Annotated in this window: 19 protein-coding genes; 13 read left to right on the top strand and 6 right to left on the bottom strand. The window is 70.0% G+C overall.

Features of this window, described 5'->3' with window-relative positions; all coding sequences use genetic code 11:
- Positions 1-92: 92 nt before the first annotated feature.
- Positions 93-1,340 (bottom strand): glycoside hydrolase family 6 protein, encoded by a 1,248-nt coding sequence (locus tag ABD747_RS14685; RefSeq protein WP_344805795.1) that lies wholly within the window; start codon positions 1,338-1,340, stop codon positions 93-95.
- Between the two features lie 116 nt (positions 1,341-1,456).
- On the bottom strand, positions 1,457-1,732 hold the full coding sequence (locus tag ABD747_RS14680) for a hypothetical protein (protein WP_344805793.1): 276 nt from the start codon (positions 1,730-1,732) through the stop codon (positions 1,457-1,459).
- Between the two features lie 135 nt (positions 1,733-1,867).
- Here ABD747_RS14680 and ABD747_RS14675 point away from each other — a divergent pair, with 135 nt between their 5' ends.
- The 3 genes from ABD747_RS14675 to ABD747_RS14665 all read left to right on the top strand — a co-directional run bounded on the left by ABD747_RS14675 (position 1,868) and on the right by ABD747_RS14665 (position 4,284).
- The gene (locus ABD747_RS14675) at positions 1,868-2,590 is read left to right on the top strand and encodes a class E sortase (RefSeq protein ID WP_425562534.1); all 723 of its coding nucleotides are present in this window, start codon (positions 1,868-1,870) and stop codon (positions 2,588-2,590) included.
- Positions 2,591-2,631: 41 nt separating this feature from the next.
- Positions 2,632-3,207, top strand: a complete 576-nt coding sequence (pyrE, locus tag ABD747_RS14670) for an orotate phosphoribosyltransferase (RefSeq protein WP_425562533.1) — start codon at positions 2,632-2,634, stop codon at positions 3,205-3,207.
- Positions 3,208-3,324: 117 nt separating this feature from the next.
- Positions 3,325-4,284, top strand: coding sequence for a LemA family protein (locus ABD747_RS14665; RefSeq protein ID WP_344805789.1), 960 nt, complete (start codon positions 3,325-3,327; stop codon positions 4,282-4,284).
- 158 nt (positions 4,285-4,442) lie between these two features.
- Here the strand turns inward: ABD747_RS14665 and xylB are convergent, their stop codons facing one another.
- A complete protein-coding gene (xylB, locus tag ABD747_RS14660; protein WP_344805787.1) occupies positions 4,443-5,843 on the bottom strand; it encodes a xylulokinase in 1,401 nt (466 codons plus the stop codon).
- 102 nt (positions 5,844-5,945) lie between these two features.
- On the opposite strand from xylB, the gene ABD747_RS14655 reads away from it, so the two are divergent.
- From ABD747_RS14655 to ABD747_RS14640, 4 genes are all read left to right on the top strand, one after another.
- Positions 5,946-6,887, top strand: coding sequence for an aldo/keto reductase (locus ABD747_RS14655; protein ID WP_344805785.1), 942 nt, complete (start codon positions 5,946-5,948; stop codon positions 6,885-6,887).
- Between the two features lie 9 nt (positions 6,888-6,896).
- A complete protein-coding gene (locus tag ABD747_RS14650; RefSeq protein ID WP_344805783.1) occupies positions 6,897-7,742 on the top strand; it encodes a DUF2510 domain-containing protein in 846 nt (281 codons plus the stop codon).
- Between the two features lie 54 nt (positions 7,743-7,796).
- Positions 7,797-8,714: a DUF2510 domain-containing protein gene (locus ABD747_RS14645; RefSeq protein ID WP_344805781.1), complete on the top strand. Its 918-nt coding sequence runs from the start codon at positions 7,797-7,799 to the stop codon at positions 8,712-8,714.
- Between the two features lie 163 nt (positions 8,715-8,877).
- Positions 8,878-9,651, top strand: a complete 774-nt coding sequence (locus ABD747_RS14640; protein ID WP_344805779.1) for a hypothetical protein — start codon at positions 8,878-8,880, stop codon at positions 9,649-9,651.
- Between the two features lie 25 nt (positions 9,652-9,676).
- Here ABD747_RS14640 and ABD747_RS14635 read toward each other — a convergent pair whose 3' ends face one another.
- Positions 9,677-10,321 (bottom strand): VTT domain-containing protein, encoded by a 645-nt coding sequence (locus ABD747_RS14635; protein ID WP_344805913.1) that lies wholly within the window; start codon positions 10,319-10,321, stop codon positions 9,677-9,679.
- Between the two features lie 62 nt (positions 10,322-10,383).
- Here ABD747_RS14635 and ABD747_RS14630 point away from each other — a divergent pair, with 62 nt between their 5' ends.
- The 4 genes from ABD747_RS14630 (at position 10,384) to ABD747_RS14615 (ending at position 18,244) form a co-directional block, all read left to right on the top strand.
- A complete protein-coding gene (locus ABD747_RS14630) occupies positions 10,384-11,034 on the top strand; it encodes a TrmH family RNA methyltransferase (RefSeq protein ID WP_344805777.1) in 651 nt (216 codons plus the stop codon).
- A 270-nt stretch (positions 11,035-11,304) separates the two neighbouring features.
- Positions 11,305-17,076, top strand: coding sequence for a pullulanase-type alpha-1,6-glucosidase (gene pulA / locus ABD747_RS14625; protein WP_344805775.1), 5,772 nt, complete (start codon positions 11,305-11,307; stop codon positions 17,074-17,076).
- Positions 17,077-17,211: 135 nt separating this feature from the next.
- A complete protein-coding gene (locus ABD747_RS14620; protein WP_344805773.1) occupies positions 17,212-17,820 on the top strand; it encodes an RNA polymerase sigma factor in 609 nt (202 codons plus the stop codon).
- A complete protein-coding gene (locus ABD747_RS14615; RefSeq protein ID WP_344805771.1) occupies positions 17,804-18,244 on the top strand; it encodes a hypothetical protein in 441 nt (146 codons plus the stop codon). Before ABD747_RS14620 ends, ABD747_RS14615 begins: the two co-directional genes overlap by 17 nt.
- 59 nt (positions 18,245-18,303) lie before the next feature.
- Here ABD747_RS14615 and ABD747_RS14610 read toward each other — a convergent pair whose 3' ends face one another.
- The gene (locus ABD747_RS14610) at positions 18,304-19,575 is read right to left on the bottom strand and encodes a S8 family peptidase (RefSeq protein WP_344805769.1); all 1,272 of its coding nucleotides are present in this window, start codon (positions 19,573-19,575) and stop codon (positions 18,304-18,306) included.
- Positions 19,576-19,657: 82 nt separating this feature from the next.
- Between ABD747_RS14610 and ABD747_RS14605 the strand changes: the two genes are divergently transcribed.
- Positions 19,658-22,234, top strand: coding sequence for a CHAT domain-containing protein (locus ABD747_RS14605; RefSeq protein ID WP_344805767.1), 2,577 nt, complete (start codon positions 19,658-19,660; stop codon positions 22,232-22,234).
- A gap of 59 nt (positions 22,235-22,293) precedes the next feature.
- On the opposite strand, the gene ABD747_RS14600 is transcribed toward ABD747_RS14605, so the two are convergent.
- Positions 22,294-23,358 (bottom strand): SIS domain-containing protein, encoded by a 1,065-nt coding sequence (locus ABD747_RS14600; RefSeq protein WP_344805765.1) that lies wholly within the window; start codon positions 23,356-23,358, stop codon positions 22,294-22,296.
- Positions 23,359-23,442: 84 nt separating this feature from the next.
- Here ABD747_RS14600 and ABD747_RS14595 point away from each other — a divergent pair, with 84 nt between their 5' ends.
- Positions 23,443-24,219: a GntR family transcriptional regulator gene (locus tag ABD747_RS14595; RefSeq protein WP_344805763.1), complete on the top strand. Its 777-nt coding sequence runs from the start codon at positions 23,443-23,445 to the stop codon at positions 24,217-24,219.
- Positions 24,220-24,333 lie beyond the last annotated feature (114 nt).

Below are 24,333 nucleotides of genomic sequence, written 5' to 3'. Positions count from 1 at the left end.
CCGTCACCACCCGCCCCGTACCGTCGCGTCCGAGCGCGCCCGAGACGCCACCCGCCGGCGGTGGATCCGCACATCCACGGCCGGGGACAAGGTCACCGCAGCGGTGGTGACGCCAGCCTGGCCAGTTGCAGCGCCTGCGCCGGGAACCACTGACCGGCTGGCGGATCGGTGATCCCGCCCCACTCCGGATCCGTGGTCGAGCCGGCGACGTCTCGGTTGCACTGCCCGTCGGACTGACCGGGAGTCTTGACCCACAGATACGCGTCGGCCAGCGCAGACCCCGTGTCCGCGGTCGGCCGGATCCCGAGTCCTCGACCGGGCGGGTTGCACCAGTCCTGCGGGCCGCTCCACGGACCCTGCCCGTTGCGGCTGGTGTCGACCACGAAGTGGGCCAGATCGCTCGGACCGGCCGGTGGGTTCGCCGCGTTGTCGACGTTCGTCGCGTACCACTGGTCGGTGAGGTGCCAGGTGCTGTAGTCGCCGGCGGTGGCGGGGTAGTACTGGCTGGCGCAGTAGTCGTAGTGGCCGAGCCGCCAACCGCCTTCCGCCGTGTTGGCGGCGTACCAGAGGCACTTCGCGATCCAGGTGCCGTACTGCACCGACTGCGGTGTCGGCTGGTAGTTCGAGACGTTCAGCGAGAAGCCCTGGAAATCGGCGATCCCGGCCTGGTGCAGGCGGTCGGCGATGTCGCCGACCGAGTGCCAGGCCGCGTGCCCGGCGTCGAGGTAGACCAGCGCGTCCGGGTCGGCGGCCTGGATCGCATGGCCGAGGTAGGCGATGTCGGCGATCCGGCCCGCGGTGAGGGCGGCGACGTCCTCTCCGGGGTACGCGTCCGGGCAGTCGCTCGGCAGGTTCGACAGCCCGTCGGGTTCCACCACCACGACCACCCGCCCGGCGGACCGCAGACCGGCGGCGAACCCGTCCGCCCAGGCCCGGTAGGCCTCGTCGCTGCCGGCCCCGCCCGAGGAGTACTGCGAGCAGTCCCGGCCGGGGACGTTGTAGGCGACCAGCACCGGCACGGCGCGCTGGTGCCGCGCGGCACGGATCGTCGACGTCACGTCCTTGCGGACTTCCTTCGGCGTGCCGCCGGTGAACCAGACCGCCTGCGGCGTGGTCACCATCCGGGCGATCTTGGCGGCGTCGCCGAGCCGGCCCTGGTGCAGCAGCCGCTTGATCTGTTGCCCGGCCCCGGGATCGGGCGGTGGGACGTAGAACCTGGTGGCCGGGCTCAGCGGAGCGGGCACGGCGGCCGTGGCCGGTGTGGCGATGCCCAGTCCGAGGGTGAGCAGGCCGACGCACCCCAGGAAGACACCGAGGCGGCGAGCACGACGAGACCTCATGAGGACTCCTACGGCGATGTGGAGGGAGGCTTCGGGTGCGACCCTAGACCTACCCTCGACGCGCGCCCTCCGCGGCCGGCGGACGTTCTGGTCGCCGGCGAGCCGGCCGCACACCGTCAGCGTCGAACGCGCTGGTGATAGATCACGTCGCCGTACGAGCCGTCCCCCCGCTCGAACCGCTCGCTCCACGGCCCGCAGCTGCAGTCGGCGGGCTGGTCCTCGATGTGCTGGATGTCGCTGATCGGCACCGCGTGGACCAGCCGGCCGCCGGCGTACGTCGCGAACTGCCAGTGGAAGCGCCGCGCCTCGACCCGGTGGCGGTGTGCCTGCACCGCGGCGAGCGCGACCAACGACGCGATCATCACGACGACGAGGGTGAACACGACGACCAACCCGCTTTCTTGGACTCGCGGACCAGGGGGAGAGACGACCCCGTCGTCCACAGTCCTTCTGAGCAAGGGTAGGTCGACCGTGATACGTGCACGTTACGGCGAGCGCGCCTCGGCCGGCTTGGGCCGACCGGCAGAATGGGCCGGGTGAGCGCGCCGAGTCTGGAGAAGCCGCGTGCCCGGCGCCGCCGCCCGTCGGTGCTCGGGGTGATCGGGCTCGTCCTGCTGCTCGGCGGTCTGGGCTGCCTCGGCTGGATCGCCTACCAGTACGTCGGCACCAATGTGGTCTCCAAGCGCGCCTTCGAGCAGGAGTCGGGGGAGTTGCGGGCCAGGTGGGACGCGCAGCCGCCCGCCCCGGCCGTCCCGACCGGATCGGCCGATCCGGCGCTGAGTGACGCCCAGCCGCGAGCGGTGCCCGGAGATGCGATCGCGCTGCTGCGGATCCCGCGGTTCGGCGACTCCTACGAGGTGCCGATCCTGGAAGGCACCGAGCTCTCCGTGCTGGCCCGCGGGGTCGGGCACTATCCGTCGACCGCACAGCCGGGTCAGATCGGCAACTTCGCCATCGCCGGCCACCGGGTGACCCACGGTCAGCCGTTCTCCCGCCTGCTGGAGCTGGACAAGGGCGACCAGATCCTGGTCGAGACCCGATCGGCCATCTATACCTACGTCATCGACACCGCGCCGCGGGACTTGACCGTGGAGGAGAACGCGACCTGGGTCGTCGATCCGGTCCCCGGCCAGCCCGACGCGACCCCGACGCAGGCGCTGATCACCCTGACGACCTGCCAGGACCTGTTCCACTCCCCGGACCGCTCGATCGGCTTCGGTCACCTGCAGAGCACCAAGAACAAGGGCTGAGCGGCGCATCCGTCGGCGCGGACGCCGTACGCTGGTGCCCCGTGAGCCTGACGCCAGAGACCACCGACACCCCCGCCGACGACCGGTCGGCGCTGATCGAACGGATCCGCGAGCTCGCCGTGGTGTACGGCCGGGTCACGCTGACCTCCGGGCGTGAGGCCGACTACTACGTCGACATGCGCCGGGTCACCCTGGACGGCGCCGCGGCCCCGATCGTCGGCCGGGTGATGCGCGCGCTGGTCGAGGACTGGGACTTCGACGCCGTCGGCGGCCTGACCCTGGGCGCCGATCCGGTGGCGACCTCGATGCTGCACGCGGCGGCCGCCGCCGGTGAGCGGCTGGACGCCTTCGTGGTCAGGAAAGAGGCCAAGAAGCACGGCATGCAGCGGCGGATCGAGGGTTCCCCGGTCGAGGGCCGCCGGGTGCTCGTGGTCGAGGACACCAGCACCACCGGAGGGTCGCCGCTGGCCGCGGTGGAGGCCGTCCGCGAGGCCGGCGCCGAGGTCGTTGGGGTCGCGACGATCGTCGATCGGGACACCGGTGCCCGCGAGGTCATCCAGGAGGCGGGGCTGCCGTACCGTTCCGCGCTCGGTCTTCGCGATCTCGGTCTGTCCTGATCGTCCCGGCCCTCAGCGCGAGGTCTGCCAGCGGCTGATCCGGCTGTCGACTAGCCTGAGGGCACACCGACAAGACGAAACCAGCGTTCGCTGGGGTGCCGAGCCGAGGAGTCGTCGATGGGTACTGCCATCGTTGTGATCATCGTCATCGTGGTGATCGTCGCGATCATCGCGTTGATCGCCATGAGTGCGTACAACGGGTTCGTCAAGTCCCGCAACCTGATCCAGGAGTCGTGGCGGCAGATCGACGTCGAGCTCAACCGGCGCTACGAGCTGATCCCGAACCTGATCGAGACCGTCCGGGCGTACGCGGCGCACGAGCGGAACACGCTGGAGGACATCACCCGGCTGCGGGCTCAGGCGCAGCAACTGTCGCAGCAGGAGGGCTCGCTGCCGAGCCAGCAGCGCGCCGACGTCGAGGCGGCGCTGTCCGGCGCGGTGCGGAACCTGATCGTCAGCGTCGAGGCCTACCCGGACCTGAAGAGCAACGTCAACTTCCTGGAGCTGCAGAAGCAGCTGACCGAGACCGAGGACCGGATCGCCGCCGGGCGTCGGTTCTACAACGCCAACGTTCGGGTCTACAACACCAAGGTCGAGTCCGTCCCGACCAACATCATCGCCAACATGTTCCACTTCGAGAAGGCGACCTACTTCGAGGTGAACGACCCGACCGTACGCCAGGCGCCGAGCGTGAGCTTCGGCGAGATCGCCTACCGGGGCGACCAGCCCCAGGGCCTGCCGCAGCAGCCGTCCAACCAGCCGGCGCAGTACGGCAGCCCCTCCTCCGATGCGCTGCCGAATCCGAACCAGTACCAGCCGCAGCAGCACTACCAGCCGCCCCAGAACCAACCGGTGCAGAACCAGCCGGTGCAGAACCAGCCGGGCCAGGGCGGCTACTACTCACCGCCGCAGCAGCAGGGCTACCCGCAGCAGGGCGGCTACAACCCTCAGCAGGGCAATCCGCAGCAGGGTGGCTACCAGCCGCCGCAGCAGGGTGGCTACCAGCAGGGCGGCTACACCCCGCCGAGCGCGAACCCGCCCCAACAGGGCGGCTACCAACCGCCCCAGACGTCCTGATTGCTCCGCTCGGCAAGCCTCGCTCCGCGCTCCGCTGCGCTTCAAGCCGGGTCGTTCGTCGCGTTCGGTGAAACGGAAGAGCGTGTTTCACCGAACGCTCCTGCACTCCCCGGCGCGCAGCGTCGGTGTGGTGCGAGTTCTGAGCCGACTCGGATGGCCTAGATCCGCGTGTAGTGGGCGGTGACGATCCCGTGGTAGCGCTGGTGGATCTCCTCGGCGGCCTTGACGTCGGCTTCGGTGGGCTCCAGCTCGCGCTGCTGGGGCACCGGCCAGTCCGGTAGCGTGCCGCCGAGCGCCCAGGCGGCCTGCCGGGCGGCACCGATCGCCACGCTTTCCTCGACCGCGGTGACCGTGACCGGCAGCCCGAGGACGGCCGGTGCGATCTGCTGCACCGCGGTCGACTGGGCGGCGCCGCCGGTCAGGATCACCCGGTCGAGCGCACCGGCATACTCCGCGAGCGTACGAAGTCCGTAGGCCAGGCTCCACAGGATGCCCTCGATCGCGGCCCGCGCGATGTTGGCCGGGGTGAAGTTGTCGAGGTCGAGGCCAACCATCTCACCCTTGGCGTACGGCAGCGGTGGCGTCCGCTCGCCCTCCAGGTAGGGGATGAACGACACCCCCTCGGCGCCGGCCGGTGCGCTCAGCGCCAGCCGGGCGAACTCGGCGAAGTCGACGCCGAGCAGCTTGGCCGTGCCGGCCAGGTTGCGGGCCCCGTTCAGGGTGCAGACCAGCGGCAGGAAAGCGCCGGTCGCGTCGGCGAACCCGGCCACCACGCCGGAGGGGTCGCGGGTCTGCCGGGCCGACTGGGCGAAAGCGGTGCCGCTGGTGCCGAGCGAGACCACGGCCGAGCCATGGGTCAGCCCGAGCCCGAGCCCCGCGGCCATGTTGTCGCCGGTTCCCGCGGCCAGCCCGATCCCCTCCGGGGTCTCGCCGACGAGTTCCTGCGGCTCGGCCACCCGGGGGAGCTCGAGCTGCCGACCGAACGCGAGTTCGACGATGTCATCGCGGTAGAGGTTCGTGGTCGCGTCGAAGTAGCAGGTGCCCGACGCGTCGCCGCGATCGGTCACCGGGCCGAAGCTTCGCCCGCCCAACTGCCAGGTCAACCAGTCGTGGGGGAGCACGACCTGCGCGGTGCGGGCGGCGTTGTCTGGCTCGTTCCGGGCGAGCCAGCGGATCTTGCTGACCGTCATGGCGGCGACCGGCACGGAACCGACCGCCTCGACCCATGCCTCGGCGCCGCCCAGCTCGATCATCAGGTCGACGGCATCGGAGGCGGATCGATTGTCGTTCCACAGCAGCGCGTCGCGGACCGGCTCGCCGCTCTCGTCCAGGGCGACCATGCCGTGCTGTTGGCCGCCGACCGCCATCGCCTCGACCTCGGCCAGCAGCGACGGGTCGGCGCTGGCCTCGCGATAGGCGCTCAGCCAGGCGCCGGCCGGGACCGCGGTGCCGTTCGGGTGCGACGCCCGCCCGGTCCGCAGCACCTCGCCGGTATCGGCGTCGCAGACCACGATCTTGCAGGACTGGGTGGAGGAGTCGACTCCGGCGACGATGCTCACGTACGGCCTTCCCGTTGAGGTCTTGCGTCAGCCTAGACGGCTTCGCCGCCGGGTCCGGCACCGGTTGAATCGATGCACCTGCCCAGTTGGCAGACTGTAACGGTGGACTATCGACAACTCGGCGGCTCCGGCCTGACTGTCTCCGCGGTGGGGCTCGGCTGCAACAACTTCGGCGCCCGGATGCCCGACGAGAAGGTCCCCGAGGTGGTGGCCGCGGCGATCGACGCGGGCGTGACGCTGTTCGACACCGCCGACGTCTACGGCAATCGCGGCGGCTCGGAGGTGCTGCTCGGCAAGGCCCTCGGCGCCCGGCGTGCTGACGTCGTGGTGGCGACCAAGTTCGGTGCCGACATGGCCGGCGAGAACGGCCCGGACTGGGGCGTCCGCGGTTCCCGCCGGTACGTCCGTCGCGCGGTCGAGGCCAGCTTGCGGCGGCTGGGCACCGACTGGATCGATCTCTACCAGATGCACATGCCGGACCCGAAGACCCCGATCGCGGAGACGCTGTCGGTGCTGGACGATCTGGTCCGCGAGGGCAAGGTGCGCTATCTCGGCTCGTCCAACTTTGCGGGCTGGCAGCTGATCGACGCCGACTGGACCGCACGGACCGCCGGAACCACCGGGTTCGTGTCGGCCCAGAACCAGTACTCGTGGCTGCATCGCGGGGTCGAGGCCGAGCTGGTTCCCGCGCTGGAGCGCACTGGCCAGGGCCTGCTGCCCTATTTCCCGCTCGCCTCGGGGCTGCTGACCGGGAAGTACCGTCGCGGCAAGTCCGCACCCGCCGGGACGAAGCTGGCGAAGATGCCCGAGCGGCTCGCCGCGGCGGACTTCGACCGGATCGAGGCCGTCCAGACATTCGCCGACGAGCGCGGGTTGAGCATGCTGCAGGTAGCGATCGGCGGCCTGTCGGCGAGCGGGCCGGTGACCTCCGTGATCGCCGGCGCGACCTCGGCCGACCAGGTCCGGGCCAACGTGGCTGCCGGCGCCTGGGACCCGAGCGCCTCCGACCTGGCGACGCTGCGAGAGCTCACCGCGCCTTCGTAGACTCCGAGGATGGGCGCTCCGCCGGGCTGGTATCCCGATCCCGGTGGCGCACCGGGGATGGCCCGCTATTGGGACGGCCGGGCCTGGTCGGCGACGACGATGCCGGCGGCGTCGGGCGTACCCGCCCCGGCTGCGCCTCGGACCGTCGTGACGCCCCCTCCCCGCCGCCGCGGCGCCTGGGGCTGGGTGCTCGCCGCGCTCGCGGTGGTCCTGGTCGGTGTGCTGGTGGGCATCGGCTTCCTGATCGCTCGCACCACGGGACCCGCCTCGGACGACCCGGGCACGGACCCGGCCTCGACCGGCCTCGTCTGTCCGCAGGCCACCGCCGCGTCCTCGACCGCGGCGCCGGACAGCGGCGACCGGGTGGTCAGCGGCCGGCTGTCCTATCCGCGGCTGGGCAGCCCGTTCACCCCGCCGCAGTCGGACTCCCGGACCCCGTTCGGTCGCGACGTCCGCACCCAGCTGGCGACCGTGGAGCAGGTGCCGGGGCAGGGGCTGTGGGTGGCTCAGGTGCTGATCGCCCGGCTGCTCGCCGGTGACGGGTTCTACGGTCCGCGGCAGGGCGCAGCGATCGTCGCCCAGTGCGTGATCGGCAAGTTCTATTGGGACTATCCGGTCGGTCGCGAGGACCGGCGCAACGAAGCGACGACGGTGGACGGGCGCGACGCCTGGCTGGTCGAGATGCATCTGAGCTTCGACATCCCTGACCTGAAGACCAAGGGCGAGGTAGCGACCATCGTCGTGGTCGACACCGGTGACGGCGAGGCCGGCCTGTTCTACTCCTCGATCCCCGACACCTCGCCCCAGTTCGTCGCGCCGGCCCGGGAGGCCCTGGAGGGTCTGCGGGTGAGGTGAGCGGCTGTGCGACGTCGGCCGTCGCGACCCCGGAGCCACCTAGACTCGCTGACCGTGAGCGCCGGACCAGGTTGGTATCCCGATCCGGGTGGGCAGCCCGGGATGTTCCGCTACTGGGACGGGCGGTCCTGGTCGGCGAGCACCACGAGCAATCCGTACGTCGGGCCGCCGGCCACCGCCCCGGCGAGCGGTCCACCGGCCGGCGGCGCTCAGGGCGGCGGTCGGTCGGGCGGCGGTCCGTCGGGCAGCGGCGGGCCTGGGCGTCGCAGCCCGGTCGGCTGGATCCTGGCCGGGGTCGGGGCCCTGGTTGTCGGGGCCCTCGTGGTGACCGGGGTGCTGCTGCTGCGCAATCTCGACGCCGCGCCGCCCGACCAGGACCCGGAGATGAACCCGAGCAACTCGGCGGCCATCCAGTGCCCGGCGACCCCGTCGCAGACACCGACGCCGATCCCGGACACGGGCAGCGATCGGGTGGTCAGCGGACACCTGTCCTATCCACGGCTGGCCCCGCCGTTCAGCACGCCGGAACCCGACTCGCGCACCCCGTTCGGTCGCGACGTCCGCTCTCAGGTGGCACCGGTGGAGAAGAGTGCGGACGGCACGAGCAGCTGGGTCGCGGGCGTGCTGATCGCCCGGCTGCTGGCAGGTGACGGGTTCTACGGTCCGCAGCAGGGCGCGGCTGTGGTCGCCCAGTGCATCGTCGGCAAGTTCTACGGCGACAACCCGGTGGATCGGAAGGATCTCCGGAACCAGGCCACGACGATCGACGGGCACCCCGGCTGGATCATCGAGATGCACCTGACCTTCGACATCCCGGGCATCCAGGCCAAGGGGGAGACCGCCACCATCGTGGTCGTCGATACCGGTTCGGCGGACGGGGAGGCCGGCCTGTTCTACTCCTCGATCCCGGACAACGCGCCGCAGTTCAGCGAGCCGGCGAAACAGGCGTTGGCGGCGCTGCGGGTCAGCTGATCCGGGCCGCGGGCGGCGTCGTTCCACCGATCGGGGGATGCCGACGTCATCCGATGGATGGGCCGGCGGTCGGACCGACAACGGCCGCCGCCGGCGGCAGGGTGGGAGTCGTCCAGTTGATCCCGCACCCGCCCACCGGGTGTCTCGTCCCGAGGAAGCATCGATGAACATCGCCACCAAGACCCTGGCCGCCGCCCTGACCGCGACGGCGTTGCTCGGACTCGCCGCCGGCACGGCGGCCGCCGCCACCCCGCACGGCTCGACCGCCCAGCTGGGCGACAGCTACGACAAGGCCTTCCAGATCCAGAACAGCACGACGGCTCCCCTGACGATCGGCGGCTACGCGGGCTCGGACTGGAACACCCAGACCGCCGATCCCGCGGTCGGCACACAAATCGGCACGGATGCCAAGGTCTGGATCTATGTCCGGCCGCACGGCGGGGCGAGCGACACCCTCCAGCTGCGGTCCGCCGGTGGCGGCACCCTCAGCCTGGGCATCGCCCAGGACCACACCGACGGGATGTCGTTCCAAGCCCTTCCCGACAGCACCTTGCAGTTGAGTCAGCTCAGTGGCGACGGCTACAGCATCGTCTCGATCAGCGATCGGAAGGCCTACTCGGAGAAGACGATCCTGGGTTACTCGGCCACCCTGAGCGGTTTGCAGAGCACCGGGATCTCCGGCTTCACCTGTCCCGCCGACCACCCGTGGCTGATCGACCAGAACCTGGCGTCAGGGCGGCTGGTGCCGAACGGGGTCTCGGTGGACGAGGGGGGCAGTGTCGGGGTCACCATCCCGAACTTCGACATCGACAAGGACGGCCGGGTGACCGGCTGGGACTCGCGCGGCGCCTCGGACACGAACTGGGACGTATCCACCCACGCCGTCAACATCGACGGCCACTGCACCGACGACCCGTCGCAGAGCTACCAGGGCTGAGCCCCGGCGACTCCTCGGCCCGGGCTCAGGCCGAGGGGCTGCCGGCCTTGGCGGCGCGGCGCCGGTGCAAGACGTACTCCACCAGCATCGGGATCACCGAGATGAACACGATCAGCACCAGCACGGCCTCGATGTTGTTCTTGATGAACGGCACGTTGCCGAGGTAGTAGCCGGCGGTCGTCACGATGGTCACCCAGAGCACGCCACCGATCGCGGTGTAGGTGATGAACTTGCGGAAGTCCATCCTGCCAACGCCGGCGACGAGGGTGACGAACGTACGGACGATCGGCACGAACCGGGCCAGGATCAGCGCCCGGTTGCCGTACCGCTCGAAGAACTCGTGGGTCTTGTCGACGTAGCTCTGCTTGAAGATCTTGCCCATCAGACCGGGCCGCGGATGGAACAGGGGCGGCCCGATCAGCCGTCCGATCCAGTAACCGCAGATGTTGCCCAGCACCGCCGCGATGGTGAGCACCACGCAGACGAAGAAGAGCGAGTGGGGGATCACGCCGAGGGCGGTGAAGATCCCGACGGTGAACAGCAGCGAGTCGCCGGGCAGGATCGCGAACAGCCCGCACTCGGCGAAGATGATGAACGCGACACCCCACAGGGCGTACGGGCCGAACGTCTGGATGAGGTGTTCGGGGTCCATCCAGGACGGCAGCAGCATCGGCGTCAGGAACGCGGCGTCGATCAGTGGGCTCACGCGTGACAACGGTACCGTCGGAGCTTGTGAGTTTCCTAAGCGAGGACGAGGTGTCGCGCCTCGCCGGTCCAGGGGTCGGTCCGCACCCGCGGCCGTGGCCGGCCGGCGACGACCGGCTCGATCCGGAGCTGCTGGCCGGCGGAGACCATCGCAACGTGGCCGACCGCTACCGCTACTGGACGATGGCCGCGATCGTGGAGGATCTCAATCGGACAAGGAATCCGCTGCGGATCGCTATCCAGAACTGGGCGCACGACTTCAACATCGGGTCGATGGTGCGGACCGCGAACGCCTTCAACGTGGCCGGGGTTCACGTCATCGGCCGGCGGCGCTGGAACCGGCGCGGCGCGATGGTCACCGATCGCTACCTGAGTGTCGAACATCACCCAGACGTGGCGTCGTTCGCGACCGCGATGGACTCGCTCGGCTATGCCGTGGTCGGGGTGGACAACCTGCCCGGTGCCGTTGCGCTGGAGTCCTGCCGGCTGCCGGAGCAGGTCTGCCTCGTCTTCGGCTCCGAGGGCCCCGGGCTGACCGACGAGCTGGTGTCGGTGTGCGAGCGGCTCGTCGCCATCACCCAGTACGGGTCGACCCGCTCGATCAACGCCGGCGCCGCCGCCGCGATCGCGATGTACCACTGGGCGCGGGATTGGCTGCCCGGACCGACGGCCACCTGACGGTCGGGACGCCCACCGCAGATCAGCACACCGATCCGGACACTCGCGCCCGGTTGGTGCGCGATGCTCGGCGTGTCGGCGCCATATCGGGACACTCGGCCACCCGGCCGCGCACGGTCGACGCCGGACGCCGCTGAGTGAGGCCCCAGAGAAGCCGTAGACGGCTGTCGGTGGTCAGATCTAGGTTGAGTCCTGCGTAGCCGGCGGCCCCCGCCGCCGGCGATGGCCTCGGGGGCTCGCCAGATCTCCCGCCTGACAGAGGAGTCACGCGTGCGCCGTTCCCCCGCTGCCGCGATCACGTCTGCGCTCGCCCTGATCGCCGGCCTGGCGCTGGTCTTCCTGCCCGGCTCGAGTGCCCAGGCGGCCGAACCCACGGCCTTCTGGGTCGGCAGCATGCAGTCCGAGCTCGGCTGCTCGGGTGACTGGCAGCCGGACTGTGCGGCCACCCAGTTGCCCAAGGACCCGTCGGGGACGACGTACAGCAAGACGTTCACGCTGCCCGCGGGCGCGTACGAGTACAAGGTCGCGCTGAACGGCACCTGGGACGAGAGCTACGGCGGCGACGGTGGCTCGGCGAACACGCCGCTGGCCGTCGGCGGCCAGGTGCAGCTGAAGGTCGTCTACGACGGCAAGGCCCACACCACGGCCGTGACGCCGCTCGACCTGGACAACACGCTGACCGGCGCGGACAAGAAGCTGGCCACCGACAGCCTGCGCACCGGGCTCACCCGGGAGCGGTTCTACTTCCTGATGGCCGACCGGTTCGCCAACGGCGACACCAGCAACGACACCGGCGGCCTCACCGGGGGCCGGCTGGACACCGGCTTCGACCCCACCGACAAGGGCTTTTACCACGGTGGCGACCTGAAGGGTGTGACCAGCAAGCTCGACTACATCAAGGGCCTGGGCACCACGGCCATCTGGCTCACCCCGTCCTTCAAGAACCGCCCCGTGCAGGGCAGCGGGGACACCGTCAGCGCGGGCTACCACGGCTACTGGATCACAGACTTCACCCAGATCGATCCGCATCTGGGCACCAACGCCGAGATGAAGGACCTGATCGCCAAGGCGCACGCCAAGGGGATGAAGGTCTTCTTCGACATCATCACCAATCACACCGCGGACGTGATCGACTACGACCCGGCGAGCTACACCTACATCGACAAGGCCGCCTCGCCCTACAAGGACGCGAACGGCAACGTCTTCGACGACAGGGCATATGCGGGCACGGACACCTTCCCGGCGATGGACCCGAACACGTCCTTCCCGCGCAAGCCGGTGTTCCGGACCGAGGCGGACAAGACCGTCAAGGTGCCGGCCTGGCTGAACGACCCGACCCTCTACCACAACCGCGGCGACTCGACCTACACCGGCGAGAACTCCACCTACGGCGACTTCGTCGGACTGGACGACCTGTTCACCGAGAACCCGAAGGTCGTCGACGGGATGACCGACATCTACAAGTCGTGGGTCGATCTCGGCATCGACGGCTTCCGGATCGACACCGTGAAGCACGTCAACCTGGAGTTCTGGCAGAAGTTCAACCCGGCGATCCTGCAGCACGCCAAGGACATCGGGAATCCGGACTTCTTCTCCTTCGGCGAGGTGTACGACGCCAGTCCCAGCTTCATGAGCACCTACACCACCGCCGGTGACCTGCCCGCCACGCTCGATTTCGGCTTCCAGAACGCGGCCCAGCAGGTGGCCGCGGGCAAGAGCGCAAGCCTGCTCCGCGACCTCTATGCCGGCGACGACTACTACACCGACACCGACTCGAACGCGTACGAGCTGCCGACCTTCCTCGGCAACCACGACATGGGCCGGTTGTCGGCGCTGCTGACCAACTCCGGTGTGGCCGCCGACCAGGTGCTGAACCGGGTCGAGCTCGCCAACAAGCTGATGTTCCTCACCCGCGGCCAGCCGGTCACCTACTACGGCGACGAGCAGGGCTTCATCGGTGCCGGCGGGGACAAGGATGCCCGGCAGGACATGTTCGCGACGAAGACCCAGCAGTACAAGACCGAGCCGAACCTGTTCGGCTCGGACGCGAGCGGGTCGAAGGACCGCTACGGCACCGGCACTCCGCTGTACAAGCTGATCAAGCAGCTGTCTGCGCTGCGTCAGGCGAACCCGGCGCTGGCCGACGGCGCTCAGATCAGCCGGTACGCCGAGGACGGCCCCGGCATCTACGCGTTCAGCCGGATCGGCAAGGACAAGCGGGAATACATCGTCGCGGTGAACAATGCGACCGAGCCGAAGTCGGCGGACTTCGACACCTACAGCGCCGGCGACCGGTTCCGCCCGGTGTACGGCGCGACGAAGTCGGTCCGATCCCGCGACGACGGCCGGGTCAGCGTCACCGTTCCCGGTCTGAGCGTCTCGGTGTGGAAGGCCGACGGCCGGATCGATGCGTCCGCGGCTGCGCCCGTCCTCTATCCCCGGCTGCCCGGCAGCGGCGCCGACTTCACCGGCCGGGCGAAGATCAGCGCCGCGCTCGGCGACGACGAGTTCGCCCAGGTGACCTTCGCCTGGCGACCCGCGGGGACGACGCAGTGGCACAAGCTCGGCACCGACGACGCCGCGCCGTACGCGGTCTACCACGACGTGTCCGGGATGAAGACCGGCTCGCTGGTCGAGTACCGGATGGTCGCGAAGGACTCCCGGGGCCGCTATGCCGTCACCACCACCTTCGGCACGGTCGGCGCGAAGGGGACCGATCAGGCCGGACCGGGCGCCGGCGCGGGTCCGGTTACCCAGCCGGACTTCGTCTCGGTGCCGGGGGACCACAACTCGGAGATGGGCTGTGCCGCGGACTGGGCGCCCGATTGTGGCCAGGCGCAACTGACGCGCGACAAGAACGATGACATCTGGAAGGGCACCTACGCGAGCCTGCCGGCGGGGTCATATGCCTACAAGATCGCGATCAACAAGTCGTGGGACGAGAACTACGGCGCCGGTGGAGCAGCGGGCGGTGGCAACATCGGCTACAAGACGTCCGGCGGCCCGGTGTCGTTCTACTACGACCACCGCACCAAGAACATCCAGAACACCGCGCAGGGCGACCTGATCGTCGCGGCCGGCAGCTACCAGTCCGAGCAGGGCTGCTCCGGTGACTGGGATCCGGCCTGCATGCGCAGCTGGTTGGGCGATCCGGACGGAGACGGGACCTACACCTGGACCGGCACCGGCATCCCCAAGGGCAACTACGAGTTCAAGATCGCGTTGAATCTGGGGTGGGACGTCAACTACGGCGCGGACGGAAAGGCGGGCGGTGACAACATCGCGTTCAGCGTGCCTGACGACGGACTCACGGTGCAGTTCAGCTACAACGCGGCGACCCACGTGCCGAGCGTCACGGTGAGCCAGCCCGCGAGCTCGACCGACCTGACCAAGTCGAAGGCGTACTGGATCCGGCCCGGCCTGCTGGCCTGGCCGGCCGACGCGATCCCTCCGGCGGACCGGCCGGGGACGATGCGCTGGACGCTGCAGGCGTCTCCGCAGGCGGGCATCACGTACGACGCCGAGCAGATCCACAGCGATGCGACGTACGACCTGCGCTACGACCCCAGGGGCCTGCCCGCGTCGGTACTGAAGGCGTATCCCTACCTGGACGGCTACGTCGCGCTCCGGTTCGACGGCTCGGACAGGCTGGTCAAGCGGCTGCTGAAGGGCCAGGTGGTCGTCGGGCAATACAGCGACGGCTACCACCTGACCGACGGGACCGGCGTGCAGATCGCACCCGTGCTGGACGACCTGTACGGCGGCAAGGCCGGCAAGCAGGCGTACGGGATCACCTGGTCCGGCAACCGCGGCAGCTTCCGGGTCTGGGCGCCGACCGCGCAAAGCGTCGCCCTGTGGACCTGGCCGGCCGGCTCGGCAGCGGACGCGCCACCCTCCGCCGGCGTACGGCTGGCGATGGACGAGCAGTCCGACGGCTCTTGGACCGCGCGACCGCGAGGGAGTGTCGCCGGCGCTCGGTATCTCTTCGAGGTCAGGGCCTACCAGCCGCAGACGCAGAAGATCGAGACAAACGACGTCACCGATCCCTACTCGGTCGCGCTGACCCTGGACTCGACCCGATCGGTCGCGATCGACCTGGACGACAAGGCGTTCCAACCGAAGAAATGGCGCATGACGGCGTCCCCGAAGCTCGCCCGAGCCGTCGACTCGACCATCTACGAGCTACACGTTCGGGACTTCTCGATCGGCGACCCGACCGTGCCGGCGGCCCATCGCGGGAAGTACCTGGCGTTCGCGGACGAGGGCAGCGACGGCTGGAAGCATCTGGCGTCGCTCGCGAGGGCGGGGCTGAACACGGTGCACCTGCTGCCGACGTTCGACATCGCCTCCATTCCGGAGGATCCGGCGAAGCAGAAGACGCCCGACTGCGACCTGGGCAGCTACCCGCCGGACGGCAAGCAGCAGCAGGCGTGCGTCGGCGCGGTGGCCGACCAGGACGCGTTCAACTGGGGCTACGACCCGTGGCACTGGATGTCGCCGGAGGGCTCGTATGCGTCCTCGGCCCAGGCCGCCGACGGCGGGCAGCGCGTCGCCGAGTTCCGGACCATGGTCGCGGGTCTGCACTCCGCCGGGCTGCGGGTGGTGCTGGACCAGGTCTACAACCACACCCCGGCGTCGGGGAACGCGCCGACCTCGGTGCTCGACAAGGTCGTGCCGGGCTACTACCAGCGGCTGGACGCCTCCGGCGCGGTGGAGACCTCGACCTGTTGCCAAAACGTCGCGACGGAGAACGCGATGGGCCAGAAGATCATGGTCGACTCGACCGTGCTGTGGGCCCGGCACTATCACGTCGACGGTTTCCGCTACGACCTGATGGGGCACCACAGCAAGGCGAACATGCTGGCCGTCCGGTCCGCGCTGGACAAGCTGACTGTGCGCAAGGACGGGGTCGACGGCAAGTCGATCTACGTCTACGGCGAGGGCTGGAACTTCGGCGAGGTGGCGAACAACGCCCGGTTCGTGCAGGCCACCCAGGGTCAGCTCGGCGGCACCGGGATCGGCACCTTCTCCGACCGGCTGCGTGACGCGGTGCGCGGGGGCGGGCCGTTCGACGACGATCCGCGACTGCAGGGTCTCGGCACCGGGCTGGTCACCGACCCGAACGCGAAGCCACAACCCGACGCGGCCGCCCGGCTGAAGAACTACACCGACCTGGCCCAGCTCGGGCTGGCCGGCAACCTGCGCGCGTACACATTCCGGAACGCCTCCGGCGCCATCGTCCGCGGCGACCAGGTGGACTACAACGGAAGCCCGGCGGGCTATGCGGATCAACCCGACGAGGTGATCACGTACGTCGACGCGCACGACAACGAGACGCTGTTCGACGAACTCGCCTACAAGCTGCCGACCGGCACGCCGATGGCCGACCGGGTCCGGATGAACACGGTCGCACTGTCGTTCACCGCGTTGTCGCAGACGCCGTCGTTCTGGCACGCCGGCACCGACCTGCTGCGGAGCAAGAGCCTGGACCGCAACTCCTACAACTCCGGCGACTGGTTCAACACGTTGTCCTGGACCGGCGACGACAACGGCTTCGGTCACGGGCTGCCGATGAAGGCAGACAACGAGAGCAAGTGGAGCTTCCAACAGCCGCTGCTGGCCGACCGCGCGCTGAAGCCGACCGCGGACCAGGTGCAGACCGCGTCCGCGCAGGCGCAGGATCTGCTCCGGCTGCGGTTCTCGACACCGCTGTTCCGGCTGGGCTCGGCGAAGTTGATCGAGCAGAAGGTCTCGTTCCCGGCGTCGGGCACGGCGGATCAGCACGACGGCGTGATCGTGATGCGGATCGACGACCGGGCCGGCCGCGACGTCGACCCGCGGTTGAAGGGTGCGGTCGTCGTCTTCAACACCTCACCCGATCGGGTGTCGCAACAGGTTCCTGGGTTGACCGGCCGCTGGCGGCTCTCGCCCGTGCAGGCCGGCGGTGCCGACCCGGTGGTCAAGGCGGCGAGCTGGAACCCGTCGACCGCCGGCTTCGACGTGCCCGGCCGGACCGTGGCGGTGTTCGTGCAGCCGAACTGACCGATACCCGACCTCGGACCGCGAGGTCGGGTATCAAGACGTACGCTCGTGGATCCATCCGGCGTGAGAGCGAGGAGCTTCGGTGACGTCCGAGTGCTGGCCCGTGGACCGGACCTGGCCGGCCCCACGTCAGCCATGAGCGAGCCCGCGCTGGTGGCGGATCTCGTCGCCCGCGCCCGGGCGGGCGATCAGCAGGCGTGGAACGGGCTGGTCGACGAGTTCTTGCCGCTGGTGACCGCGGTGATCCGCCGGATGCGGTTGCCGGCGGTCGATGCCGACGACGTGAACCAGACCGTGTGGTTGCGGCTGGTGGAGCATCTCGACGACATCCGCGAGCCGCTCGCGCTTGCTGGTTGGTTGTCGACGGTCACCCGGAACGAGGCCTTGCGCGCCATCCGCGCCCGGAGCCGTACGTTGCCGTTCGATCTGGAACGGTCCTCACTGGAGGTCGTCGTCGAAGATCTGGCCGGTGACGCCCTGATCCAGTGGGAGACCCACGAGGCCCTGCTGGCGGCGCTGGATGAGCTGCCGGAGAAGCGCCGCGAGTTGCTGCGGCTGCTGCTGGCTGAGCCCCCGCTGTCCTATCGGGAGATCAGCGCCCGATTGGGTATTCCCATCGGGTACATCGGACCGACACGAGCACGTGCCCTCGCGCAGCTACGCGACACCAAGGCGATGAGAGCCTTCGTCGACCACGAAGAAGGACATGATGGAGGAGGCGGTCGCGATGCTGCGATGGGATGACGACGATGCCTTGATGGCCGACCTCGGTCGGGCTCTCGATGATGCGGCGGCCGTGCCGGACCATCGGCGGAAGGCCGCGCAGGCCGCGTTCGCCTGGAGGTCCGTCGACGAGGAGCTGATGCGTCTGTCCTTCGACTCGCTCGAGGTCGGGACGGCAGCGGTGCGCGGAAGCGACGATCCGCGCCTCCTGTCGTTCGACATCGAGGGCCTCGCCCTCGAGCTCGAGGTGAGCGCCGATGCGATCTGGGGCCAGGCGGTGCCCGCGCAACCGTACGAGGTGACGATCGAGAACGCGTCGGGTGAGCGACGAACCGTACTCGCCGACGAGTCGGGAATCTTCACGATCCAACCCCTGCCGGGCCCGCTCCGGTTCGCGCTCACCAGCGGCGAGCTGACCCGGCGGACCGACTGGATCCTGATCTGACAGGCACGAAGAGTCTGACGCGGGTCGGCCGAGCCGGTGTGGCCTGCCGCCAGATCAACTCAGGGAATCGGCAGCGCCCGATAAGGACCGCGCACCTGATCGGAGCGGGGGCCGGCCTGCGAGAGGACTGAGTCCCGGGCCTGCCGCGGCGTCTTGCGCCGGTGGGTGCGATCCCCGCTGATCTCGGCGGCGATCATCCCCGCCACCATCGGAGTCGAGAACGAGGTGCCGCTCCACCGCGCCAGACCCGTCCCGAACTCGCGCTGATCTCCCTTGTCGGGAGTCTCGTTGCAGACGTAGCTGCCGTCCGGGAAGGCATTCACGTGGTTGCGGCCGAGCGCGAACACGTCGGCGGACGGACCGAAGTTGGAGTAGCTGGAGATGCGGTCGTCGCGGTCGAGCGAGCCTACCCCGACCGCCCAGTCGAACGCGGCCGGCCAGAACGGCGCATATCGGCTGTCGTTTCCGGCCGCCGCGACGACCACCGTGTCGGGCATTCTCTGCAGCGTGTTGTCCCACAACACCTGGAAGGCCAGCAGCGGTCGATGCAGCCGGGTGTAGGTACCGGCCGACAGGCTGATCACGTCCGGCGGGTCGGCTGACTCGAGCGCTCGCCCGAGCAGATCGGCGATCTCGATCTCCGAAACCGCTCCCGATGCGTCCACGGTGAACCGGAGCACCTCCACGGTCGCCTTGGGTGCACGGCAGCGGACCACACCGGCCGCGAACGTGCCGTGACCGGCATAGGGGTCGAGGATCGGACCGTTCGGCTCCGCGTCGCCGCTGACACCGTCGAGCCAGGGCGTCCGGCCGTCCGTCGTGGCCGGGAGGTGGATCCCGGTGTCGATCACGAGCACGCGAACCCCGTCGCCGGCGTCCGGATCGGGCGTCATCCGCGGCCACGGACCGTCCAGCCCGGTCTCGGCGGGCTCGGTGGCCGGGCAGCAGCTGCCGTTCGAGCAGATGTGCAGGAGGTGCTCGGGCGTCACGAGGTCGATCGACGGGTCGGCGGCGATCAGCTCCAGGGCTCGATCGACGTCGGTCGCGCCGCTGTCGCGCCTGGTGGGAAGGCGGTATCGCGCGACGGCCGGGAAGAGCGACTCGACCAGATCACCCCGACCCTCGAACTCATCCGTCCGCTCGAGGGCGTCGCCGACCCGGACGGCGTCCTCGGCATTGCGAAGCAGGACATGGCTCGGATCGACCAGGTACGTGAAATCTGCCTCGTCGATGGAGTCCCAGCCGACCGATCCTTCCCGGGCCGAACGGATCAACGCGATCTGGTCGCGGGTTCGTTGCCGACGGTCGTCCTCGTATGCATCACCAGCCACAGCTGCACCCACTCGCAGAGTTGGGGGGAATAGGGTGCTCATCAAGGTAGCGGAGATTCGTACGCTGTCAGGAGGGATTTTCTTGAGTCCCTCGACGGCGGATGGCGAGGAACTCCTCCGGCTCGCGTTGTCCGTGCCGGAACACGCCGAGCTCCGGGCGGCGAGCCTGATCTCGACGAGTCGCGATCCGTCGGTGCTGTCCGTGGCGCACCAGGCACGGGGGCTGGTGCTCCGGGATCGCGGCGAGCTCGGGCCCGCCCTCGTCGAACTCCGCTCCGCCCTGCGGCTGAGCCGACGCAGCGGCGAGCAGGACCGGGAAGCCGATGTGCGGGCCAGCCTGGGGGCCGCGCTGACGATGAGCGGACGCACCCAGGCTGGCTTGGCTCAGCTGGAGCTGGCCGTGCGCATCGCCACGGATCGCACCACCCTGGCGAAGGTCCTGATGCGCCGCGGCTACGTTCAGACCCTCATCCTGGACCGTCATGCTGCCGCGTTCGCCGATCTGGAGCGCGCGCTGCCAGGCATCCGCGCCGCCCGCGACCGGGTCTGGGAGGCCCGGACCTTGAACCTGATGGGCGTAGCGAAGCTAGCGCTGGGAAAGGTGTCGGCAGCGGCTGAGCTCGTCCGTGATGCGGAGGAGATCTTCGCCAGCGAGGGGCAACAGCTGGAAGCGGTGCAGACCCAGCAAATGCGCGGACTGATTGCCTACTGCCGGGGCGACCTGCCGACCGCCTTGGCGCTCTACAACTCGGCCGCTGACCGCTTCGCGGCACTCGGGCCGACGCCTCCGCTGCTCGCGCTGGACCAAGCGGACGCGATGCTCACGGCGGGCCTGATGGCGGACGCGCGGGACATCCTCGCCGACCAGTTGAGTCGTCCAGCGCTTCAGCCGATCCGCCGGGCGGAGCTGCTGCTCGCACTCGCATCGACGGAATTCGCGACCGGGCGCACCGAGACGTCGTTGCACTACGCCCGGGATGCGCGGGACCTGTTCCGCCGGCAACGCCGCGAGGAGTGGATGCTTCGAGCCGAGCTGGCGGTGCTCCGGGCCCGTGGACGGCACGGTGATCGTGGCCGGCAACTGGTGGCGGCCGCCTCGGAGGTCGCACGCCGGCTGGAGGCCCATCGGTCGGACGAAGCTCCGGCCGCGTGGCTGATCGCGGGCCGGCTCGCCGCCGCATCCGGTGATCCGGGTGCATGTGACGTGCTCGCTCGAGCAGGGCGGGCCACCCGCCACTCGTCGAACATGGTGCGTGCCACCGGTTGGCTGGCGCGTGCGATCGAAGGCGATCTCCGCGACGACACTCGCGCGGTGCTGCACGCGTGCCGCCGAGGTCTGGATGCCGTCGACGAGCAGCGACGCACTTTCGGCAGCGCCGAGCTTCGCGCCTCCTCCACGGTCCATGGGGACGAGCTGGCGCGTCTTGCGACCCGCCGTGCGTCACGGGTCAGCTCGCGCAGCCTGCTGTGGTGGAGTGAACGCTGGCGGGCGAATGCGCTGATCCAGCCCCCGGTCAGGCCGCCGGAGGACCTGGAGCTCGTCGCGGCCCTCGCGGCGCTGCGCGACAACGGGCGCCGGCTGGCGGAGGCTCGGCTCAGCCACGCTCCGACCGCCGGCCTGGAAGCCGCGCGGACGAAGTTGGAACAGTCGGTTCGTCAGTTCCACCACCAGTTGCCCGGCTTGCCCGGAGCGGAGGATGGCGCATTCGATCTCGATCGTCTGATCGAGAAGCTCGGTGATCGAGCCTTTGTCGAATTGGTCAACGTCGACAATCGGCTGCACGCCGTGGTCGTCGCGAACCGAACCGTTCGGCGGTATCCGCTCGGCGACGCCGACAGCGCGCTGGCCTTGGTCGAGTCGGCGCGGTTCGGGCTCAGGCACGCCGCCCGGGGTCGACCCGCGCCGCTCGGCACGCTGCCGGACCGGCTCCAGGCGGCCCTGTTGGGCGATGCCGCGCGAGCGATGCCGGACGGACCCGTGATCATCTCGCCGACCAGCCGGCTCCATGCCGTGCCGTGGTCGATCTTTCCTGCCTTGCGCGACGTGCCGGTGAGCACGGTGCCGTCGGCAGCCCTGTGGCTCCGGGCGGAGCGTGTGCAACCGAGGACGGGACCGCCGGTGTTCATCGCCGGCCCGGCGATGGAGTCCGGGGGGGCCGAGGTGACCACGCTCGCGGCGAGACGGCCGGGGGCCCGGGTGCTCCGCGACGGAACGGCGACCGTGGATGGCTGCCTGAGTGCACTCGAAAACGCTTCCGTCGCTCATATCGCGGCGCACGGGCACTTCCGCATCGACAGCCCGCTGTTCTCCACCCTGGAGGTCGATGACGGTGCGTTGACGGTGCACGATTTCGGTCGGCTGGATCACGCACCGCATCGGCTCGTGCTGTCGGCCTGCGAGTCCGGGGTGATGGCTCCGGTGGGCTCCGGCGAGCTCCTCGGCTTCGCCGCTGCGCTGTTGTCGCTCGGTACGGTCGGCGTCGTGTCCAGCGTGGTCGTCGTCAACGACCGTGCGGCGGCGGACTTCAGCCTCCAGATCCATCGCTGGCTCGGCGAGATCGACGACTTGCCGGAGGTGATGCTGCGAGCGCGGATCGCTGCGCGGGGTGATCTCGCGCTCGAGGCAGCAGGAGCCGCGTTCATCGCCATGGGGAGATAGCCCACGACACCGCGCAGCGGCCGTGGCCCGACCCGGCTGACGCGAGCCGGTTCGGGTGCTCAGTCGGTCTGGGTCACCTTCCGCAGTCCACGGGGGGCATCGGGATCGAGGCCCAGCCGACGGGCCAGCCGCTCCACGGTCAGCTGAGCCGGGATGGCCAGCACCAGCGGGGCCAGCTCCTCGCTCAGAGAGGGCCCGGGCAGGGTCAGGTCGCAGGCGTCCCGGAACGCCGGGTCGCCACCGATGCCCAGCACCGGGCTGCCCGTCGCCCTCAGCGTCGCGGCGAGCTCGACCAGACCGGGCAGCGTAGGCCCGCTGGGGGCGGCCACCAGCACGGTCACCAGGTCGTGGTCCACGATGGCGATCGGGCCGTGTTTGAGGTCGGCGTAGGACAGGCCGCGAACCGGCCGCAGGCAGGTCTCCTCGAGCTTGAGCGCGACCTCCAGGGTGGTACCGAACGCGAGACCGCGTCCGCTGGCCAGCACCTCCTGGGTTGCCGCCAGCCGCTGGGCGAGCGCATCGGTCCCCTCGACGGCGACCATCGCGGCCGCTTGCTCCGGCACTGCGGCGAAGCCGGCGTCGAGGGTGCCGGGCTCCGGCGCCAGCGCGTCGACCAGGACGGCGAGCGCCGCCACCTGGGTGGTGTAGCTCTTGGTGGCCGGGACGGCCAGCTCGGGACCGGCCTGGGTGACCAGCGCCAGGTCGGCGGCCGCCGCGAGCGGGGAGCCCTCGACGTTGGTGATCGCCAGCGTGGCGGCGCCGCCGGCCCGGGCCCACTCCAGGGCCTCGACGATCTCCTGCGTCGATCCCGACTGGCTCACCGCCACCACCACGGTGTCGGAGAGATCCAGCGGGGCGCGGTACAGGGTCGAGACCGACGGTGCGGCCAGCACCGCCGGCATCCGGGCATGGACCTCGCTGAGGTATCGGGCGTACACACACGCGTTGTCGCTGGAGCCGCGCGCCACGAATCGGAGGTGCCGTCGGCCGGCGGCGATCCGGCGCACGGCCGGCCGCATCGGCAGCAGTTCCGCCAGGGTGTCTGCCAGCGCGCGTGGCTGCTCGCCGATCTCGATCGCCATCCGGGTGGTGCCGGCCGCCGGTTCGGACGGGTTGGTGGACACGCGGCGACTCCTTCATACTGGTATGAACTGGTCTAGCTCGACCGGTCCGTGGTCGACGCGGCGGCGTCGAGGGAGGGGTTCCCATTGCAGCACGACTTCGGTAGGGCGGAGACGCCGGTCAGGTATCGCCCCGAGCGGCCGCAGCGCTTCGCGACCACCAAGCGCGCGCAGGTTCGGGGCATCCTCGAACAGCTGATCGACACCGAGCTCAACGCCGGCGACGCGATCCCGTCCGAGCGGGCCCTCGTGGTCAGGCTCGGGGTCAGCCGGGTGACGGTGCGGCAGGCCATCGCCGACCTGGTCGACGCCGGCGTGCTGGAGCGGGTGCACGGCAAGGGGACCTACGTCACCGGCCCCCAGGTCGACTCCCGGCTGCACCTGACCTCGTTCTCCCGGGAGATGCGCGATCGCGGCCTGGTGCCATCGACGGTGGTGCTGAGCGCGCGCGAGGAGCCGGCCGACGACGACGTCGCGTACGCGCTGCGGATCCGCCCCGGTCGGCCCGTGATCCGGGTGGAGCGGCTGCGCACCGCCGACGGCACCCCGATGGCGTACGAGGTCGGCTTCTATCCATCGGCACTGTTCCCCGGCCTGCTGCAGCGCGAGCTCGGCTCGCTCTACGACGTGTTCGCCTCCGAGTACGGCGTCGTGGTGACCAGCGGCGAGCAGACCGTCCGGGCGGAGTCGGCCGACGCCCACCAGGCCCGGATCCTCGGCATCGCCAAGCGCGCACCGCTGCTGGTGCAGGAGCGGGTCACCCACGCCGGAGACCGAGCCATCGAGCTGTCCACTTCCTGGTATCGCGCCGACCGCTACCGCCTGCACATGGCCATCACCCCGCGCGGAGTCCGCGAGAGCTGACCAGAGCGGCCCCGAGAACCTCCCCCCGCCCCCGGAAACTGTGCAGCTGTTGCAGTTGCCGCCGGCGTGTCGCTGTCAGAGCTGCACAGTTTCCGGGGCCGGGGGAGGCGGACG

The organism is Microlunatus ginsengisoli (assembly GCF_039537205.1).
Taxonomy (GTDB): Bacteria; Actinomycetota; Actinomycetes; order Propionibacteriales; family Propionibacteriaceae; genus Microlunatus; species Microlunatus ginsengisoli.
This window is presented reverse-complemented; position numbering and strand designations above follow the sequence as displayed.

Bases quoted from the DNA above. Each gene is read 5' to 3' on its own strand.
- ABD747_RS14650 (WP_344805783.1), top strand. From the start codon at position 6,897: ATGGGCGCTCCGCCGGGCTGGTATCCCGATCCCGGTGGCGCACCGGGG.
- ABD747_RS14675 (WP_425562534.1), top strand. From the start codon at position 1,868: ATGGGCCGGGTGAGCGCGCCGAGTCTGGAGAAGCCGCGTGCCCGGCGC.
- ABD747_RS14640 (WP_344805779.1), top strand. From the start codon at position 8,878: ATGAACATCGCCACCAAGACCCTGGCCGCCGCCCTGACCGCGACGGCG.
- ABD747_RS14635 (WP_344805913.1), bottom strand. From the start codon at position 10,321: ATGCTGCTGCCGTCCTGGATGGACCCCGAACACCTCATCCAGACGTTC.
- ABD747_RS14620 (WP_344805773.1), top strand. From the start codon at position 17,212: ATGAGCGAGCCCGCGCTGGTGGCGGATCTCGTCGCCCGCGCCCGGGCG.
- ABD747_RS14615 (WP_344805771.1), top strand. From the start codon at position 17,804: ATGCTGCGATGGGATGACGACGATGCCTTGATGGCCGACCTCGGTCGG.
- ABD747_RS14665 (WP_344805789.1), top strand. From the start codon at position 3,325: ATGGGTACTGCCATCGTTGTGATCATCGTCATCGTGGTGATCGTCGCG.
- ABD747_RS14685 (WP_344805795.1), bottom strand. From the start codon at position 1,340: ATGAGGTCTCGTCGTGCTCGCCGCCTCGGTGTCTTCCTGGGGTGCGTC.